Source organism: Thermoanaerobaculia bacterium (assembly GCA_018057705.1).
Taxonomy (GTDB): domain Bacteria; phylum Acidobacteriota; class Thermoanaerobaculia; order Multivoradales; family JAGPDF01; genus JAGPDF01.
In genome coordinates this window covers 92,501-109,343 of record JAGPDF010000004.1, presented here as the reverse complement: position 1 = coordinate 109,343, position 16,843 = coordinate 92,501, and the positions used below count along the sequence as shown (strand labels likewise).

The 16,843-nt window shown below is 67.7% G+C and carries 10 protein-coding genes, 2 tRNA genes and 2 rRNA genes (1 of these 14 only partly in view); 7 read left to right on the top strand and 7 right to left on the bottom strand.

What is annotated here, in order from left to right; genetic code table 11:
- Positions 1 to 53 precede the first annotated feature (53 nt).
- Both KBI44_02380 and KBI44_02375 read right to left on the bottom strand, forming a co-directional pair.
- The gene (locus KBI44_02380; GenBank protein ID MBP9143303.1) at positions 54 to 971 is read right to left on the bottom strand and encodes a hypothetical protein; all 918 of its coding nucleotides are present in this window, start codon (positions 969 to 971) and stop codon (positions 54 to 56) included.
- Between the two features lie 5 nt (positions 972 to 976).
- Positions 977 to 3,106, bottom strand: a complete 2,130-nt coding sequence (locus KBI44_02375) for a M1 family metallopeptidase (GenBank protein MBP9143302.1) — start codon at positions 3,104 to 3,106, stop codon at positions 977 to 979.
- A gap of 222 nt (positions 3,107 to 3,328) precedes the next feature.
- Between KBI44_02375 and KBI44_02370 the strand changes: the two genes are divergently transcribed.
- Complete coding sequence (locus KBI44_02370) at positions 3,329 to 4,765, top strand: cobalamin-dependent protein (GenBank protein ID MBP9143301.1); 1,437 nt, start codon at positions 3,329 to 3,331, stop codon at positions 4,763 to 4,765.
- Positions 4,766 to 4,772: 7 nt separating this feature from the next.
- On the opposite strand, the gene KBI44_02365 is transcribed toward KBI44_02370, so the two are convergent.
- From KBI44_02365 to KBI44_02345, 5 genes are read right to left on the bottom strand one after another with little or no spacing between them, the layout of a single operon-like run.
- Positions 4,773 to 6,824 carry an SDR family oxidoreductase gene (locus KBI44_02365; GenBank protein ID MBP9143300.1) on the bottom strand — a complete coding sequence of 684 codons (2,052 nt, stop codon included), beginning with the start codon at positions 6,822 to 6,824 and terminating at the stop codon, positions 4,773 to 4,775.
- Between the two features lie 21 nt (positions 6,825 to 6,845).
- Positions 6,846 to 8,249 (bottom strand): tryptophanase, encoded by a 1,404-nt coding sequence (locus KBI44_02360; protein ID MBP9143299.1) that lies wholly within the window; start codon positions 8,247 to 8,249, stop codon positions 6,846 to 6,848.
- 55 nt (positions 8,250 to 8,304) lie between these two features.
- A complete protein-coding gene (locus KBI44_02355) occupies positions 8,305 to 9,216 on the bottom strand; it encodes an FAD binding domain-containing protein (GenBank protein ID MBP9143298.1) in 912 nt (303 codons plus the stop codon).
- On the bottom strand, positions 9,213 to 9,713 hold the full coding sequence (locus tag KBI44_02350; protein ID MBP9143297.1) for a (2Fe-2S)-binding protein: 501 nt from the start codon (positions 9,711 to 9,713) through the stop codon (positions 9,213 to 9,215). The genes KBI44_02355 and KBI44_02350 overlap by 4 nt, the downstream gene beginning before the upstream one ends.
- Complete coding sequence (locus KBI44_02345) at positions 9,710 to 11,989, bottom strand: xanthine dehydrogenase family protein (protein ID MBP9143296.1); 2,280 nt, start codon at positions 11,987 to 11,989, stop codon at positions 9,710 to 9,712. Before KBI44_02345 ends, KBI44_02350 begins: the two co-directional genes overlap by 4 nt.
- A 63-nt stretch (positions 11,990 to 12,052) precedes the next feature.
- On the opposite strand from KBI44_02345, the gene KBI44_02340 reads away from it, so the two are divergent.
- The 6 genes from KBI44_02340 to KBI44_02315 all read left to right on the top strand — a co-directional run.
- Positions 12,053 to 13,141, top strand: coding sequence for a phosphoribosylformylglycinamidine cyclo-ligase (locus tag KBI44_02340; GenBank protein MBP9143295.1), 1,089 nt, complete (start codon positions 12,053 to 12,055; stop codon positions 13,139 to 13,141).
- A complete protein-coding gene (locus KBI44_02335; GenBank protein MBP9143294.1) occupies positions 13,138 to 13,809 on the top strand; it encodes a phosphoribosylglycinamide formyltransferase in 672 nt (223 codons plus the stop codon). Before KBI44_02340 ends, KBI44_02335 begins: the two co-directional genes overlap by 4 nt.
- Before the next feature lie 445 nt (positions 13,810 to 14,254).
- Positions 14,255 to 15,809: ribosomal RNA gene (locus KBI44_02330) — 16S ribosomal RNA — on the top strand.
- A 121-nt stretch (positions 15,810 to 15,930) separates the two neighbouring features.
- Positions 15,931 to 16,007: transfer RNA gene (locus tag KBI44_02325), tRNA-Ile, on the top strand.
- Positions 16,008 to 16,053: 46 nt separating this feature from the next.
- Positions 16,054 to 16,129: transfer RNA gene (locus tag KBI44_02320), tRNA-Ala, on the top strand.
- Between the two features lie 181 nt (positions 16,130 to 16,310).
- A 23S ribosomal RNA gene (locus tag KBI44_02315) occupies positions 16,311 to 16,843 on the top strand (it continues 2,473 nt past the right edge of the window).
- Together the 16S and 23S rRNA genes with 2 tRNA genes alongside form the textbook arrangement of a ribosomal RNA operon.

The following is a 16,843-nucleotide window of genomic DNA, read 5'->3' as shown; positions in this document are numbered from 1 at the left end:
GGTCGTACCGCCGCGCTCAGGTTCCAGCCGAGCTCGAGTGTGGGGCGATCGAACTAGGTCCGGGTGCCGGCCGCGAGACGGGTGGCGAGAGGGGCGGCGGGCCACTTGCGGTCGGCGAGGGCGATCTCGGTGGACCAGAGGGCGACGCGCATTCCGGCGCGGGCGAACATGACCAACTGCTGGGCGAGGACGAGGGCGAAGAGGATGACGCCGCCGCTCGGTGGCAGGAGTCCGCGGAAGGCGAGGTAGAGCGCCGAGATGGCGGCGAAGGCCGCTGCCAGCGGCAGCCAGACCGCGAGTACCTGCCAGGGGCGGCGCAGGACGGAGCGCAGCGTCTGGCGAAAGACGCGGACGCCTTTCCTGACATCGTCGCGCGCCACGCGGATGCGGGCGAGGTCGAGAGCGAGCTGGACAAGCAGAATCGCGAGCAGGGCCACCAGGAGGCCGGCGAGGCCGAGCCAGAACTTGGCGCCCTCCGCCGTGTCGTCAAGGCTGGCGCGGATGCCGAAGATCGGTCCGGCGAGGATGCCCGCGACGAGGAGCGCCGCCAGTGCCGCCGCGAGGCCCATGCGCAGGAAGCGGCCGAAGAAGCGGCCGGCGCCGCGGCCGAAGCGGTGCGCCATCCGCGAGGGGTCGCCGGAGAGCAGGCTTTCGAGCGCGCCGCCGGCGGCGAGCACGTTCCACAGCAACGTCAGGACGACGACCAGCGTGACGAGCTGCCCGAAGCCCTCGAACCAGGCTCGCCCGGTGCGCATCAGATCGCCGAAGAGCGGCAGCGAGAAGCGACGCAGGAACTCGTCCCCGGCCGGTGCCTTGGCGAGCGCTCCGTTGAGATGGCGAAACAACGGATAGAAGGCGACCGCGGCGATCGCGAGGTGCGCGCCCCACAACAGCAGGACGAGGCGCGGTGTCCGGGCGGCAGAGCGCAACGCGCGGTAGGTTTCGGTCAGCGGCTTCGTGCGGGAGTTCATGCGGCTCACATTCCCAGCAGGGCCATGCCCTGCTGCACCCAGAAGAGGAAAGTCGTCGCGAGCTTTCGGGCCGACGCCGGATCGGGCTCGATGCGGCGGGTGTTGTTCAGGCGGTCGGCGTCGAGGGCGAGCTTGCCGTCGGGATCGAGGCGGACTTCGAGGAGCTTCTCGGGGCGCTCGTACTCCCACTTCGCCCAGCGGCGCCCGTCGTCCCAGAGGCGGCGCTCGGGCTTCTGGCCTTCGAAGGTGAGCTCGACCTCGACCGGCAGGATCATCTCGCCGCGGTGGCGCAGCTCGAGGACGCTGCGGTAGCCGCGGGTCTCGCTCTCGTCCGCCGCGCGTTCGAGCTCGACGGCTTTCTTCTCGTCGATCTCGATCTCGGCGCCGTCGACGAGGACCTTGCCGCGCGCCTGTTCCGCCCTCTTGCTCGTCAGGTCGAGGATCGCCGGATCGAGGACTCCGGGGCTCTCGACCGTCTGGGCGAAGAAGCCGTCGAGATCGCGGCCGGAGACTTCCTCGGCGACGGCGTAGAAGTCGGTGCCGCGCGGGTGAGCGAAGCGGAAGCGCTCGTGGTACGTCCGCATCACCCTCGCCATGGTTTCGGTGCCGAGCATCCCCTCGAGGGTCGAGAGCATCAACGCCGGGCGGGCATAGGCGTTGAATCCGTACTGGTTACGCGAGAACTTCCAGGCGAGGGTGGCGATCTGGTCGTAGCGGCGCTCGAGGCTGTTCTGCGCACGGTCGGCCTCGACGGCTCCGAGCTCGAGGCCGAGGAAGTCGACGAACGACGCGTCGCTGCCGTAGCCCAGGTCCATCACTTTGGCGGTCGAGTAGGTGGTGAAGCCTTCGTCGAGCCAGGCCTCCTCGAACTCGTTGCTGCCGACGAGGCCGTACCAGAACTGATGGCCGAACTCGTGGACGGTGACGATCTCCGCCGAGCGCAGGAGACCCTTGCCCGGCCAGTAGTTGTGGAAGTAGTCGGTGCCGCAGAAGAAGAGAGTCGGGTACTCGACGCCGGAAGCGCCGCCCGCTCCGGGCGTCGGATCGACCAGGGTCAGGGTCGGGTAGGGATAGCGGCCGTACCAGAGGCCGTACCACTTGAGGGCGAGCTTCGCCGCCTCGAAGTGTCGGGCCATCTGCGGCTCGTGTCCCGGTTGCAGGAGAAGCAGGATCTCGACGTCCCGGAGCTTCACCTCTTCGAGGCTCCGGTCGAGGAGCTTCGCGGTTGCCGCGTACTCCTCCGGCGTGACATCGCCCTCGGCGGAGAAGCTCTCGCGGTAGGCGAGGAAACGCGGGTCGGCAGTCCAGGCGAAGTCGTGCACATCGGCCTGCTCGTGGACGTAGGTCGTCGTGCCGTCGGGATTCTCGCGGCGGTCGACCTCGGGCCCGGTCGCGCCGACCACGAAGTGTTTCGGAACCGTGATCTCGACCTTGAACCGCCCGTAGTTGGCGTAGTACTCGGTGTTGGCGTGGTACTGGTGGCAGTTCCAGCCGCTCGTCTCGCGACCGCGCATCCCCGCCGGCTCGTAGACGCCGAGCTTGGGGAACCACTGAGTCACGGCGAAGAAATCGCCCTTGTAGCCGGCGCGTGCGAAGACCTTGGGAACCCGGGCGTGGAACTCGACGTCGATCGTCACCTCGCCGCCGGGCGGCACCGGCGAGGGCAGGAGCACCCGCGCCACGGTGCGGTCCTCGGTGTTGTCGTCGTCGGGATGCTCGAAAGTGAGCGTCGGCAGGAGATCTTCGCCGGTCGCGAGCTCGAGCGCGGTGATCTCCGTCCAGCCCCAGCCATCGGCCTGCGCCTCGTCGTCACGCAACTTTCCGCCGGACTCGCGGAAGAAGGTGCTGCGATTGTTGCGGAAGGCGTTCCAGTAGAGATGGAACCAGAGGTCGGAGACGGCGTCCGCGGGATCCGTGGCGGGATTCCTCCAGACGATGCGCTGGCGGCCGGTGATCTCCTTCTTCTCGGCGTCGAGCGTGACCGCGATGTCGTAGGAGACGAGCGGGTCGGCGGCGGCGGGAAGCCGCGAGAGCGCCGGTGCCGGCGCCGGTTCGGAGGTCGGGGAGGCGAAGAGCGCAGGGCCGACGAGGAGCGTCGCGAGGGCGACTCCGGTCGCACGTAGGTGAACTCGCATGGATAAGTGAAGTCTCCGGCGGGTGGCTTCTTCTGTCAAGGCGTCGGCGGCGACAACCGGGTCGGTTCGCCGCGCCGCGGGAGGGGCAATCCCGCCGGAAGATGCTGCGCTTCGGCTTCCGGCGCGCCCGGGGAATGCGCCGGGGCAATTGACTTCACTGGCCCAGTCTGCTGCGATGGAGTTGCAGGGCGGAGGGCCGAGGCTATGGCCAGGATCGCCTTCTTGAAAGCTCCGGTCGGCGGCATACTCGGGCTCGAGATGCTGACCTTCGTCGAGCCGCTGGGTCTGATCTGCGTCGCCGGTGGGCTCGAGGAGGCCGGGCACGCCTGTCGAATTCACGACCTGCGCCTCGACGGCGAGGAACGCGGTCTCGCCGACTGCCGCAGCTTCGATCCCGACGTCGTCGGCCTGCAGTGCAACTTCACCACCGAACGCCGAAGGGCCCTGCGGCTGGCGCGGCTCGTCCGGCGCGAGCTGCCCCGGGCCTTCGTCGTCCTCGGCGGGCATGACGCCTCGCGCGATCCAGCGTGGTTCAACGATCCCGCGATCGACGCCATCGCCGTCGGCGACGGCGAGGAGATCATGCTCAATCTCGTCGGCACTCTCGAGCGCGGTGGCGACCTCGCGCACGCCCCGGGCCTGGTTCTGAATCGCGGTGGCGCGCAGACCGCGACCGGCCACGCTCCGGAGCGCCGCGACCTCGATTCCCTGCCGATGCCGGCGCGCCACCTGATCGCGCGATACGCGCCGCACTACTACATCAACTTCCGCAAACCGCTGGCTCTCATGGAGACGGCGCGCGGTTGCCCGTTCAAGTGCAGTTTCTGTTCGGTCTGGAAGTTTCACGAGTCGAGCTTTCGCGAGAAATCGCCCGCCCGCGTGGTCGAGGAGCTGAGGCAGATCGAGGCCCCGAACGTCTTCATCACCGACGACATCTTCTGGATGAACGTGAAGCGCGGCGAGGAGATGGCGAAAGCGATCCAGGCCGCCGGTATCAAGAAGTACTTCACCGTGCAGACCCGCACCGACATCATCTGCAGGTTCCCGCAGCTCATCGAGATGTGGAAGGGATGCGGCTCGCTGGCGATCTTTCTCGGGCTCGAGTCGGTCACCGACGAGGGGCTCGCGAGCATCAACAAGAAGAACACCGCCGCGACCAACGAGCGGGCGATCTCGATCCTGAAGGAGCTGGGAGTCGGCTTCACGCCCAATTTCATCGTCGACCCGGCCTGGGATCACGAGGACTTCACGCGACTGCGCGAGTGGATCTCGCGCACCGGGGCCTACAACAGCGGCTTCTCGGTCCTGACGCCGCTGCCTGGAACCGATCTCTGGTCGGAGGCCAAAAACCGGGTGACGACCGACAACTGGGAGATGTTCGACATCATCCACGCCGTGCTGCCGACGAAGCTGCCGCTCGAGGAGTTCTATCGCGAGTACTCGAGCCTCTGGAAGCACGTGCTCGAAGTGCGCTACGAGTTGCGCGGCAAGGCGCGGACCTACCTGCAGTTGGGCGCGGCTCTCGCGACGGGAAAGGTGAGCCTGGGCTCGGTCCGCAAGGGGATGAACCTCGCCAAGGTGTTCAGCCGGCCGGAGACCTTCCTCGCGGCCCACACCGCGAGTGCCGACCGTCCCGCCCCGATGGCGCCTGGTCGCTAGTCCGGGCCTAGATGACCCGGTCGCTGCCGCCGTCGACGGGGATCTGCGCGCCGGTGGTCTTGGCGAAGTGGTCGGTCGCAAGGAGGGCGGCGAGCTCGCCGACGTCGCGGGCGGTGATCTCGCAGCCGAGGAGATTCCTCCGCTTGTACTGCTCGACCGTGAGCCCGTAGCGCGCGGCGCGTTTCGCGAGCATCTCGGGCGTCCAGAGGTCGGTGTCGAAGACGGCATCCGGGTGGAGCATGTTCACCCGCACGCCGCGCGGCGCGAGCTCGAGCGCGGCGACCCGTGCGAGCTGGACGAGCGCCGCCTTCGAGGCCGAATAGGCGGCCGCTCCGGGCCCAGGAGCGTGGACATTGCGCGAGCCGATGACGACAACGGAGGCGCCGAACGGCGCCAGCGCGAGGTAGGGCGCGGCGGCGCGCAGCAGTCGGAAGTTGGCCTCGACGTTGACCTCGAAGGCCCGCCGCCAGAGCTCGTCAGGAAGGCTCTGGATCTCCTCTCCGGCGGCGAAGAAGCCGAGGTTCAACACCAGAATGTCGAGACCGCCGAAGGTCTCGACCGTGCGATCGAGGGCGCGACGGAGGGTCTGCTCGTTGGTTGCGTCGCCCTGGAGCGCGAGGAGATCGACGCTCGCCGAAGCGAGCGGGTGGCGGTCGAGGCCGGCGACCGAAGCAGACCGCCGGAGGAGCGCCGCGACACAGGCTTGGCCGATGCCGCGGGCGGCCCCGCTGACCAGCGCCACGCGGCCGCCGAGTTCCGGGCCTGGACCCGGGTCGCCGGCGGCCCGGAGCTTGGCCTGTTCGAGCTCCCAGTACTCGACCTCGAAGAGCTCGGCCTCGGGCAGGGGCCGGTAGCCGCCCAGCGACTGCGCTGCCTGCGCGGCTGCCAGCGTATGGCGCGCGATGGCGAGCGCCGCATTGGCGGCGCGGGCCGTGTCGCCAAAGGCCGCGACGCCACCGCCCGGGAGGTACGCCACGCGCGGCGCGAGGTCGAGGCGCGTGAGCGGTCGATCGGCGCGATGAGCAGAAAAGTAGGCCGCGTACTCGTGGCCGAACTGCGCCACGGCCGGTGCCGAAGACTTCGGGTCGGTCAGGCAGAGCGGCCAGGGCTTGGTGCGCAGGGTGTGGTCGGGAGTGAGCGGACCGCGCGCGGCGGCACGCCGGAAGCGGGCGTCGGCGATCGCAGCGCGCGCCGCTGGGCTCGCGTCGAGCCGGGCGATCAAGGGCCTGCCGGCGAGCATCGAGACCTCGCAGCGCAGCGCCGCGACATCGAGACTCGACCAGCTCCCCTCGCGTCCGGTCGCTCGTGCCCGGACCGCCGACCGGGCAGGGTTGCGCCCGGCGGGCGGGATACGTTTGCGGGCTCGCTCGACGCTCTCGAGCATGCGCTCGTAGCTCTCCCGCGCCGTCGCTCCGAAGGTGAAGAGACCGTGGTTCTCGAGCACGATGCCGGTCCACCGCGCCGCGCCTTCACCGGCCGCGAGCCACAGATCGCGCACCCGCCGTGCGAGATCGAAGCCGGGCTTGGCGTAGGGCACGATCATGTGGTCGACGCCCCAGAGCTCCTCTGCCAGCCGCTTGCCATGGCGCGAGTCGAGCACCGCGAGGACCGAATCGGCATGCGTGTGGTCGATGAATCGCGCCGGCAGAAAGGCGTGCAGAAGCGCCTCGCACGAAGGTGTGGGCGCGTCGGGGTCGAGGCGCAGGAGGCGCAGCTCGCGCAGCAGGGCGGTGTCCGAGAGCGTCGGCAGCTCGAGCAGGCGGCGGGCACCCGCGAGGTCGACCGGGGCGAAGCCTGCGGCTGTGACGTCGGCGAGGTCGGCGCCGCTCCCCTTCACCCAGAGCACGGCGCGGGGCTCTCCGAAGGGGTCGCGGAGCGTCGACTTGAGCGAGGTATTGCCGCCGCCGCAGAGCAGCAGCGCCGGTTCGGCGCCGAGGAGCCGCGAAGTGTAGATGCGCTCGCCGAGATCGGAGTCGGCGGTCGTCCGCGCCCAGTCCTCGGCGTCGGCGGCGTTCCAGCGCGAACGCACGCGGCCGAGCGGAAGGGCGGCGGGGCGCATCGACACGGTTTCCGGCCGGCCTCAGGCGGGGAGCGCGACCGCCGCCCTGGGCGACGGCGCGGGCTCGAAGACGGCGCTGAAGTGGCGCAGCGCCGGCGACTGCTCGACGATCCGGATGCCGGGGATGCGCTCGCGGTGCGCAGCGATTTCGCCGAGTGCTTCGATCACGTAGTCGATGTGGCTCTGGGTATAGACGCGGCGCGGGATCGCCAGCCGCACCAGCTCGTGGTCGGAGAAGTGCTCCTCACCGGTCACCGCGTCGCGCCGCCCCATCATCACCGAGCCGATCTCGACGCTGCGAATTCCGGCGTGGCGGTAGAGCTCGACGGCGAGCGCCTGCCCGGGGTAGTGGGCGCGCGGGATGTGCGGCAGGAAGGCCCGCGCGTCGATGTAGATGGCATGGCCGCCCGGTGGCTGGAGGATCGGCACGCCGGCCGCGGCGATGCGCTCGCCGAGGTACTGCACCGACGCGTGCCGGTACTCCTGGTAGGAGAGATCGAGCGCCTCGTAGAGGCCGACCGCGATCGCCTCGAGGTCGCGTCCGGCGAGTCCGCCGTAGGTCGGGAAGCCCTCCGTGAGGATGAGCAACTCCTCCTCGTGGCGTGCCACGGCGTCGTCGTTCGAGCACAGGAATCCGCCGATATTGGCCATGCCGTCCTTCTTGGCGCTCATCGTGCAGCCGTCGGCGAGCGCGAACATCTGACGCGCGATCTCGATCAAGTCGAAGTCGGCAAAGCCGGGCTCGCGCTTCTTGATGAAGTAGGCATTCTCGGCGAAGCGGCAGGCGTCGAGATAGAACGGTACGCCGCGCCCCCGACAGATGGCCGAGGCGGCGCGCAGGTTGGCCATCGAAACCGGCTGTCCGCCGCCGCCGTTGTTCGTCACCGTGACGAAAGCCACCGGCACGCGCCCCGGGGGATTGGCGAGCAGCGCCTCGAGTGCGTCGAGATCGATGTTGCCCTTGAACGGATGAGAGTCGCCGAGCCTGCGGCTCTCGCGGCAGGGCAGGTCGATCGCGGTGGCGCCGACGGCCTCGATGTTGGCGCGCGTGGTGTCGAAATGCGTGTTGTTCGGCACGCAGTCTCCAGGCAGGAGCATCGTCGAGGCGAGGATCCGTTCGGCGGCGCGCCCCTGGTGGGTCGGGATCACGTGCTTGAAGCCGGTGATGTCCTTCACCGCGGCCTCGAAGCGCCCGAAGCTCGGACTGCCGGCGTACGACTCGTCTCCGATCATGATTGCGGCCCACTGTGCGGCGCTCATCGCGCCGGTGCCGCTGTCGGTGAGCAGGTCGATGACGATCTGCTTCGAGGGCAGGCGGAAGAGGTTGTAGCCGGCCGCTGCGAGGAGCCCGGCCCGCTCTTCGGGCGTCGTCATGGAGATCGGTTCTACGCTCTTGATGCGGAACGGCTCGATGATCGTCTTCACGCCGTCGACTGTAAAACCGGGCCGGCGGGGCCGCCCCGTCCATCGGGGCGGGGGGTCAGAGCGAGAGCAGGTCGGCGGCGGAGAATCCGCCCAGCTCGGCGAGCAGGGTGACCAGGATCCGCCCCGCGACCAGGCCGCGATAGTCGGCCGTCGAGCGCAGGTCGTCGATCGGGCGGATGTCGCGCGCGAGGAGTGATTCGCGGGCCTCGGCAGCGGCCGTCGCGTCGAGCCTGCGGCCGAGGAGCGCGCCCTCCGCGGCGAAGGCGCGCACGGTGGTCGGCGCCACGCTGCCGAACGCGATGCGCGCCGCCCGTCGTCCGACAGGGGTGCCCGGCGCCGTCAGGGCGACCGCCGCGACGACCTTCGAGATCGCCTGCGCCCGGCGCGTCCCGACCTTGCGGTAGGCGTACCGCCAACCGGCGAGCGCCTCCGCCGGAATGAGAATCGACGTCACGAGCTCGTCCGGTCGTGCCGCAGTCGCGCGGTAGCCGGTGAAGTAGGTCGACAGTGGCACGATGCGGCGCTCGACGCGCCGTCCCTCGCGCCGCGCGAGCTCGACCGAGGCGTCGAGCGCCAGCAGGACCGGCGCCGGGTCGGAGGCTGGCGACGCGTTACCGAGGCTGCCGCCCAGGGTGCCGCGATTCTGGATCGCGGCGGCGCCGACGGTGGCGGCCATCTCGGCGAGAACGGGGGCGCGGCGGAGAATCGTCCGGGAGCGACGCAGCTCGGTGTAGGTGGTGCGAGCGCCGATCCGCAGTCCGGCGGGCGAGCGCTCGATGCCCCGGAGCTCGTCGAGTAGCGTGAGGTCGAGGAAGCGGCGCGCCGGTTGCCTGCCGTCGTTGAGCAGGACGAAGAGATCGGTGCCGCCGGCGAGCGGCATCGGTCGCTCGGGCTCAGCGAGCGCCGCGAGCGCCGCCGCGAGGCGTCGTGGCCGGAGGACTTCGCAGGCGGTGAGATCGCCCCTCACCTTGCGCCGCGCGCCCTGCGCCGTTTCGGGGCGCGTTTCGTTCCTCCGGCGGCCGCGGCGACCGCCTCCACGATCTTGACGTAGCCGGTGCAGCGGCAGAGGTTGCCGGCCAGCCCTTCGCGAATGGCGGCCTCCGAAGGCTGTGCATTCGCGGCGAGGAGCGCCACCGCGGCCATCAGCATCCCCGGTGTGCAGATGCCGCACTGTGCGCCGCCGCGCTGCCAGAAAGCCTCCTGGATCGGATGCAGCCCGCCCTCGGTGCTTTCCAGCCCTTCGACGGTACGAACCCGGGTGCCCTCTGCCTGGCATGCCGCGACGAGGCAGGAGTTGACGAGCTCGCCGTCGAGGAGCACGGCGCAGGCGCCGCATTCTCCTTCTCCGCACCCCTCCTTCGTACCGGTCAGCGCGAGATCCTCGCGCAGGACATCCAGCAGGCGCTTCATCGGCGGGACCACGACCGAGCGCCGCCGCCCGTTCACGTCCAGTCTCAGTCTCAGGCGGTCCTCCCGGCGCTGGAGCGGGCGCCCCAGGCCTTCGCGATCCGTTCCGCGGACGCGGGAATCCGATCAAGGTCGATCGCCAACGCGTCCGCGATGGCGTTCAACGCCGCTGGAGCGCCGCCATCCATCGGCAGCTCTCCGATGCCTTTGGCGCCGAATGGGCCGTGCTCCCAGGGGCGCTCGAGCAGGACGAGGTCCATCGGCGGAGTGTCGATCGCCGTCGGCAGGATGTAGTTGGTGAACTGGCCGTTCGCCATACGGCCGTCGCGCATCACGACCTCTTCGAACAGCCCCCAGCCCAAGGCCTGGGCGATACCGCCTTCGAGCTGCCCCTCGGCGAAGCGGGGATGGATCGCGCGGCCGATCTCCTGCGCGCTCGTGACCCGTCGGACCGCGACTTCGAAACTCGCGAGGTCGACCTCGACCTCAACGACGGTCGCGGCCCAGGCGTAGGCGGCGTAGGCCTCGCCGACGTAGCTCACGTCGTCGAAGCGCTGGTTCGATGGGTTGGCGAAACGGGCGCGAAAGAAGGGCTCGCCGCCCGCCGCGAGATGAGCGTCGCCGGCGCGGATGAAATCCCGCACGCTCCAGGGGCTGCCGCACTCGCGGCCGGCCTTCGCGGCGAGCGCCCGGTCGAGCGCCTGCGCGGCGTCGGCGACGATCCGGCCGACGATCGCGACGGTGCGCGAGGCGACCGTCGGGCCGCTGTCCGGCACGAGGGCCGTGTCGGGGTCGAAGGTTTCGACGCGATCGCAGGGCAGGCCGAGAGTCTCGGCCACGATCTGCGCGAAGACGGTGCGCGTCCCCTGGCCCATCTCCGTCGACGAGGTCCGGACACGGACGTAGCCGCCCTTGAGCAGCTCGACCGCAGCAACCGAAGCGAGCCGGATCTCGCCGCTGCCGGTGAAGCCGGTGCCGTGAAAGTAGCAGGCGAGACCCAGGCCCCGCCGCTTCGTGGCGTTCTTGCGGTTCCACGCCCGGTGCGCCTGCTTCGTCGCCGCCCACTGCGACCGCGCCAGCACGGCGTCGAGGGCCTCCCGGCTCGCGCCGGCGTCCGCCACGGACTGCCCGGTGGCGGTCGTGCCGCCATCCGCGAGGAGGTTTCGCCGCCGAAGCTCGACAGGATCGATGCCGATCTGCCCGGCGACATGGTCGAGGTGGCGCTCGAGTGCGAAGGCGACCTGCGGCACGCCGAAGCCGCGGAAGGCGCCGTTCGGCGGGGTGTTGGTCTTCGCGACCCGGCCGGTGATGCGCAGGTGGTCGCAGCGGTACGGTCCCGCGGCGTGCAGCAGGGCGCGCGAGAGAACCACGGGCGAAAGCGTGATGTAGGCGCCGCCATCGAGCAGCACGTCGATCTCCATGGCGAGGATGCGACCGTCGGGATCGAGCGCGGTACGGTGGGTGACCCGGCTGGGGTGGCGCTTGGTCGTCGCGGTCATGTCCTCGGCACGGTCGTAGAGCATCCGCACCGGCCGGCCGCAGGCCTCGGCGAGGAGCGCCGCGTGGCCGGAGATCATGCTCGGGAACTCCTCCTTGCCACCGAAACCGCCGCCCGTCGTGACCTGCACGACGCGGATGCGCTCGGGCGGCTCGCCGAAGAGCCGGGCGAGCGCCGACACGATGTAGAACGGACACTGCATCGAGCCGCGCACTTCGCGCAGGCCGCCGCGCGCGGCATCCGGCGGAAAGGCGACGACGCCGTTGTTCTCGATGTAGGCCTGCTCCTGGTGGCCGCTGCGGTAGGTCCTCGCGACGATCCGGTCGGCGCGCCGGAAGGCCTCCGCGGGGGTCCCCTTGTGGATCGCGAGCTCCTTGAAGGTGGTGCTCGCAGTCTCGAAGTCGAGCTCGGCCGGGAGCGCTTCGTAGCACGCTTCGAGGTGAGCGGCGGCCCGCTCGGCGGCCTCGCGCGACGGTGCGGCGACGAGCGCCACGGCCTCCTCGGGATGCTCGACGAGGCCGGCAGCGAGGAACGGCTGATCGTCGCCGATCAACGAAACGATGTTGGTCCGGCCGGCGCGCGCGAGGTCGGCCGCGGTCACGACGACCGCGCCATCCCAGTCGAAATCGGGGTCCCGCCGGATCTCGAGCAGGCGCGCGCGCGGCAGGGTCGACCGCAGCGTGGTTCCCCACCAGGCGTCCGCCACGTCGAGGTCCGCAGCGTAGAGCGCGCGGCCGGTGAGCTTCTCGTAGCCCTCGCGACGCAGCACGTTCGTGCCGACGACGCGCAGGGCGCGAGTCCGGAGCTTGGCTTGGCGAGGCGGCTCTCGCTTCACGAGGAGGGGATTCTAGACCGGCTCGAGACCGAGGGAGAGGTCGCGGTAGACTTGACCCTCACCATGAAAGAAAAGACGCGCAGTGCCTATTCGGTGGCCGGGGTCGACATCGAGGCGCAGAGTCAGGGTTTGCGCGAGGTCGGCAAGCTCGCCCGCGCGACCTTCACGCCCGGAGTGCTCTCGGACATCGGCAGTTTCGGCGGGCTCTTCCGCCCGGATCTCGCCGGGATGACGGAGCCCGTGCTCGTGGCTTCCGCTGACGGCGTCGGGACGAAGCTCGCGGTGGCCCGCATGGCCGGCGACTACTCGACCGTCGGGCGCGACCTGGTGAATCACTGCGTCAACGACATCCTCGTGCAGGGCGCGCGGCCGCTGTTCTTTCTCGACTACGTCGGTGCGGGCGTCCTCGAGCCGAAGAAGATGATCGAGCTCGTGCGTGGCGTCGCGGACGGGTGCCGGGAAAACGGTTGCGCTCTGCTCGGCGGCGAGACCGCCGAGATGCCAGGCTTCTACCAGCCCGGCGACTACGAGCTCGTCGGCTTCATCGTCGGCCTCGCCGACCGCGCCAATGTCCTCGACGGCTCCCGGGTCGCGGACGGCGATGTCCTGCTCGGCCTGCCTTCCGCGGGGCTGCACACCAACGGCTATTCGCTGGCGCGCCGGGTGCTCTTCGACCAACTCGGCCTGAAGCTGACCGATCGCCTACCGGGCCTTGCGAGCAAGCTCAAGGTGGGGGAATGGCTGCTGGCGCCACATCTGTCCTACCTCGCGCCGCTCTCGCCACTGCTTGCCGAACCCGGGCTGCACGCCCTGGCGCACATCACCGGCGGTGGCCTCACCGACAATCTGCCGCGCGTCCTGCCGGACGGGCTCGCGGCGGAGATACGTGTCGGCAGCTGGGAGATCCCGGAGCCCTACCGTTTGCTGCAGGACAAGGGTGACATCGAGCTCGAGGAGATGTTCCGGGTGTTCAACATGGGGATCGGCATGGTCGCCATCGTCGCTCCCGAAGCGGTCGCAGAGCTCTCGCGGCGCCTCGCAGCAGCGGGGCAGCGGGCGCTGCCGATCGGGCGGGTCGTGTCGGGTCTCACCGGCGTGGCTTACGACCTCGGCCTCACCGGTTTCGACGGCTTCGACGGCCGCGAATCGTGAAGGCCACCGCGGCCGCTCCACGAGCGCGCCTCGCAGTCCTGCTCTCCGGGCGCGGGAGCAATTTCGTCGCCCTGGCTGAGGCTCTGGCGCGCGGCGAAGCGCCGGCCGACATCGTCGTCGTAGCGAGCAACGTCGAGGCTGCGCCGGGACTCGCCCGGGCGCGCGGCTTCGGCATCCCGACCGTCGTTCTGCCTCACAGCGGCTTTGCGTCTCGTGGCGCGCACGAAGCCGCACTCCTGCAGGCTCTGCGCGAGGCCCGCGCCGACTGGATCTGTCTCGCCGGCTACATGCGGCTGCTCAGCCCGGAGTTCGTCGCGGCCTACGCCTTTCGCATCCTGAACATCCATCCGAGTCTCCTGCCGGCCTTCCCGGGGCTGCACCCGCAGCGCCAGGCTCTCGCGGCCGGGGTGCGGGTCTCCGGCTGCACGGTACACCTGGTGGACGGTGGCCTCGACAGTGGCCCGATCGTCGTTCAGCGCCCGGTGCCGGTCGAGGACGGCGACGACGAAGAGACTCTGGCGGCGCGCATCCTCGCGGAAGAGCACCGGGCCTACGTCCTGGCGGTGCGGCGGCTGCTGACGGAGAGCTGGATCGTCGATGGTCGGAGGCTGCGTTTCCTGGGCGCAAAGCCTCGAGGGCGGCAGGTCGCGGCGGTCCCGGCCCGGTAGAAGGAGGCCCGGGCGAGAATCGCACCGAAAATGAGAAAAAAGTTTGCCGAAGGGGTTGACAGGAATTGAGGGGTTTCCTATGATTCATCTCCCGCGGCGCTTCGAAAGAAGCCGGCCTCGACAGAGGAAGCGGGAGGCAAGGCAGGAAGCAAGACTGGTCGTTCTGCAGCAGTCTCCGAGAGCTCAACGCTCCCCAGGAACAGCAGCAGCAGTCGGAAGTGACGAAGGGAGCGAAATCGGCTCCGGGTGTTGACAAGAGTTCGTCGCTTCTGTAGTGTCACAAATCCGCGCCCCGAAGGGGGACGGCTAGATTGCAGTCGGTTCTTTGAAAACTGAACAGAGGAAACAAAGTACCAACGTCAATTTTCTGTTCACTTCGGTGGACAATTTGGCTTCAAAACATGTTGCCCGAGTCCTTAGCCGGCTCGAGGCAATTACAGGATCTAAACTGGAGAGTTTGATCCTGGCTCAGAATGAACGCTGGCGGCGTGCTTAACACATGCAAGTCGTGCGCGAAAGCGACTTCGGTCGCGTGTAGAGCGGCGAACGGGTGAGTAACACGTGGACAACCTGCCCAAGAGTTGGGGATAACCTGGGGAAACCCGGGCTAATACCGAATACGTTCGTGGGGTTTCGGCCCTGCGCAGAAAGGTGGCCTATGCTTGCAAGCCACCGCTCCTGGAGGGGTCCGCGTCTGATTAGCTAGTTGGCGGGGTAATGGCCCACCAAGGCGACGATCAGTAGCCGGCCTGAGAGGGTGATCGGCCACACTGGAACTGAGACACGGTCCAGACTCCTACGGGAGGCAGCAGTGGGGAATATTGGACAATGGGGGAAACCCTGATCCAGCAACGCCGCGTGGAGGATGAAGGTCTTCGGATTGTAAACTCCTGTTAGGGGGGACGAAGGGATGTCGGCGAACAGTCGGCAAACTTGACGGTACCCCCAGAGGAAGCCCCGGCTAACTCTGTGCCAGCAGCCGCGGTAATACAGAGGGGGCAAGCGTTATTCGGAATTATTGGGCGTAAAGGGCGCGTAGGCGGCCTTGTAAGTCTTGGGTGAAATCCCTCAGCTCAACTGAGGAACTGCCTCGGATACTGCAAGGCTTGAGGCCGGGAGAGGGTAGTGGAATTCCCAGTGTAGCGGTGAAATGCGTAGATATTGGGAGGAACACCGGTGGCGAAGGCGGCTACCTGGACCGGTTCTGACGCTGATGCGCGAAAGCGTGGGTAGCAAACAGGATTAGATACCCTGGTAGTCCACGCTGTAAACGATGGGTGCTCGGTGTCGCGGGTATCGACCCCTGCGGTGCCTTAGTTAACACGTTAAGCACCCCGCCTGGGGAGTACGGTCGCAAGGCTGAAACTCAAAGGAATTGACGGGGGCCCGCACAAGCGGTGGAGCATGTGGTTTAATTCGATGCAACGCGAAGAACCTTACCTGGGCTCGAACGGTGGTGGACAGCGGTAGAAATACCGACTCTCCTTCGGGAGCCGCCATCGAGGTGCTGCATGGCTGTCGTCAGCTCGTGTCGTGAGATGTTGGGTTAAGTCCCGCAACGAGCGCAACCCCTATCCTTAGTTGCTAACAGGTGAAGCTGAGCACTCTAAGGAGACTGCCCCGGAAATCGGGGAGGAAGGTGGGGATGACGTCAAGTCCTCATGGCCTTTATGTCCAGGGCTACACACGTGCTACAATGGACGGTACAAAGGGTTGCAAAGCCGCGAGGCAGAGCTAATCTCAAAAAACCGTCCTCAGTACGGATTGCAGTCTGCAACTCGACTGCATGAAGCTGGAATCGCTAGTAATCCCGGATCAGCATGCCGGGGTGAATACGTTCCCGGGCCTTGTACACACCGCCCGTCACATCACGAAAGCCGGTTGTACCGGAAGTCGGTTCGCTAACCGCAAGGAGGCAACTGCCCATGGTATGGTCGGTGATTGGGGTGAAGTCGTAACAAGGTAGCTGTAGGAGAACCTGCGGCTGGATCACCTCCTTTCTAAGGGATGTTCTTGTCGCGTCGCCGAGCTTGCTCGGATCGATGTCGGCAAGTTCCACCTAGGTCGATCGTTGGACTCATCCTCTGTTCAGTTTCCAGGGAATCGGCAGATTCCTGGACTGGGCCTATAGCTCAGTTGGTCAGAGCGCACGCCTGATAAGCGTGAGGTCGGTAGTTCAAATCTACCTAGGCCCACCAAGGTAGCGGTGGCGCCGGGTGATCGGGCTGCCGGCGAGACGAACGCGGGGCTGTAGCTCAGCTGGGAGAGCACCTGGTTTGCAACCAGGGGGTCGTCGGTTCGATCCCGATCAGCTCCACCAGTCGGCCCGCAGGAAGGTAGCTTCGAAGTTCGGAGCCCGGGGATGCGCGATTGCGAGCCACTCGCAGATGCGGATCCCAGTGATCCTGAAGTCGATGTTCATTGACAACTGAATCGAATTTGTAAGTTTGTAAGCAGGATTGTAGCGACAAGATTCGCCGGTTAGTAAGACACTCAAGTTTGGTCAAGCTATTAAGGGTGCACGGTGGATGCCTTGGCGAAGAGAGGCGACGAAGGACGTGGCAAGCTGCGATAAGCCTCGGGGAGCCGCAAGCAGGCTTTGATCCGGGGATTTCCGAATGGGGAAACCCAACTGGAGTCATGTCCAGTTATTCAGACGTAAATTCATAGCGTCTGAAAGCGAACGAGGGGAAGTGAACCATCTCAGTACCCTCAGGAGAAGAAAGCAAACGCGATTCCGTCAGTAGCGGCGAGCGAACACGGAACTAGCCCAAACCGAGAAGGTGCGATAGCCCACAAGCGTTGCCTTATCGGTGTTGTGGGGCGCTGTGCGATCCGATTGTGGTCGGGTCGGGGAGTTACCAACTATCTGTCTAGTCAAATGTGCCTGGAAAGGCCAGCCATAGAGGGTGAAAGCCCCGTAGGCGAAAGGCAAGATAGCTCCTTATCAGCGTTCCCGAGTACCACGGGGCACGTGAAACCCCGTGGGAATCTGGGTGGACCATCACCCAAGGCTAAATACTCCTCTTCGACC

Bases quoted from the DNA above. Each gene is read 5' to 3' on its own strand.
- KBI44_02365 (MBP9143300.1), bottom strand. From the start codon at position 6,824: ATGCGCCCCGCCGCCCTTCCGCTCGGCCGCGTGCGTTCGCGCTGGAAC.
- KBI44_02380 (MBP9143303.1), bottom strand. From the start codon at position 971: ATGAACTCCCGCACGAAGCCGCTGACCGAAACCTACCGCGCGTTGCGC.
- KBI44_02375 (MBP9143302.1), bottom strand. From the start codon at position 3,106: ATGCGAGTTCACCTACGTGCGACCGGAGTCGCCCTCGCGACGCTCCTC.
- KBI44_02340 (MBP9143295.1), top strand. From the start codon at position 12,053: ATGAAAGAAAAGACGCGCAGTGCCTATTCGGTGGCCGGGGTCGACATC.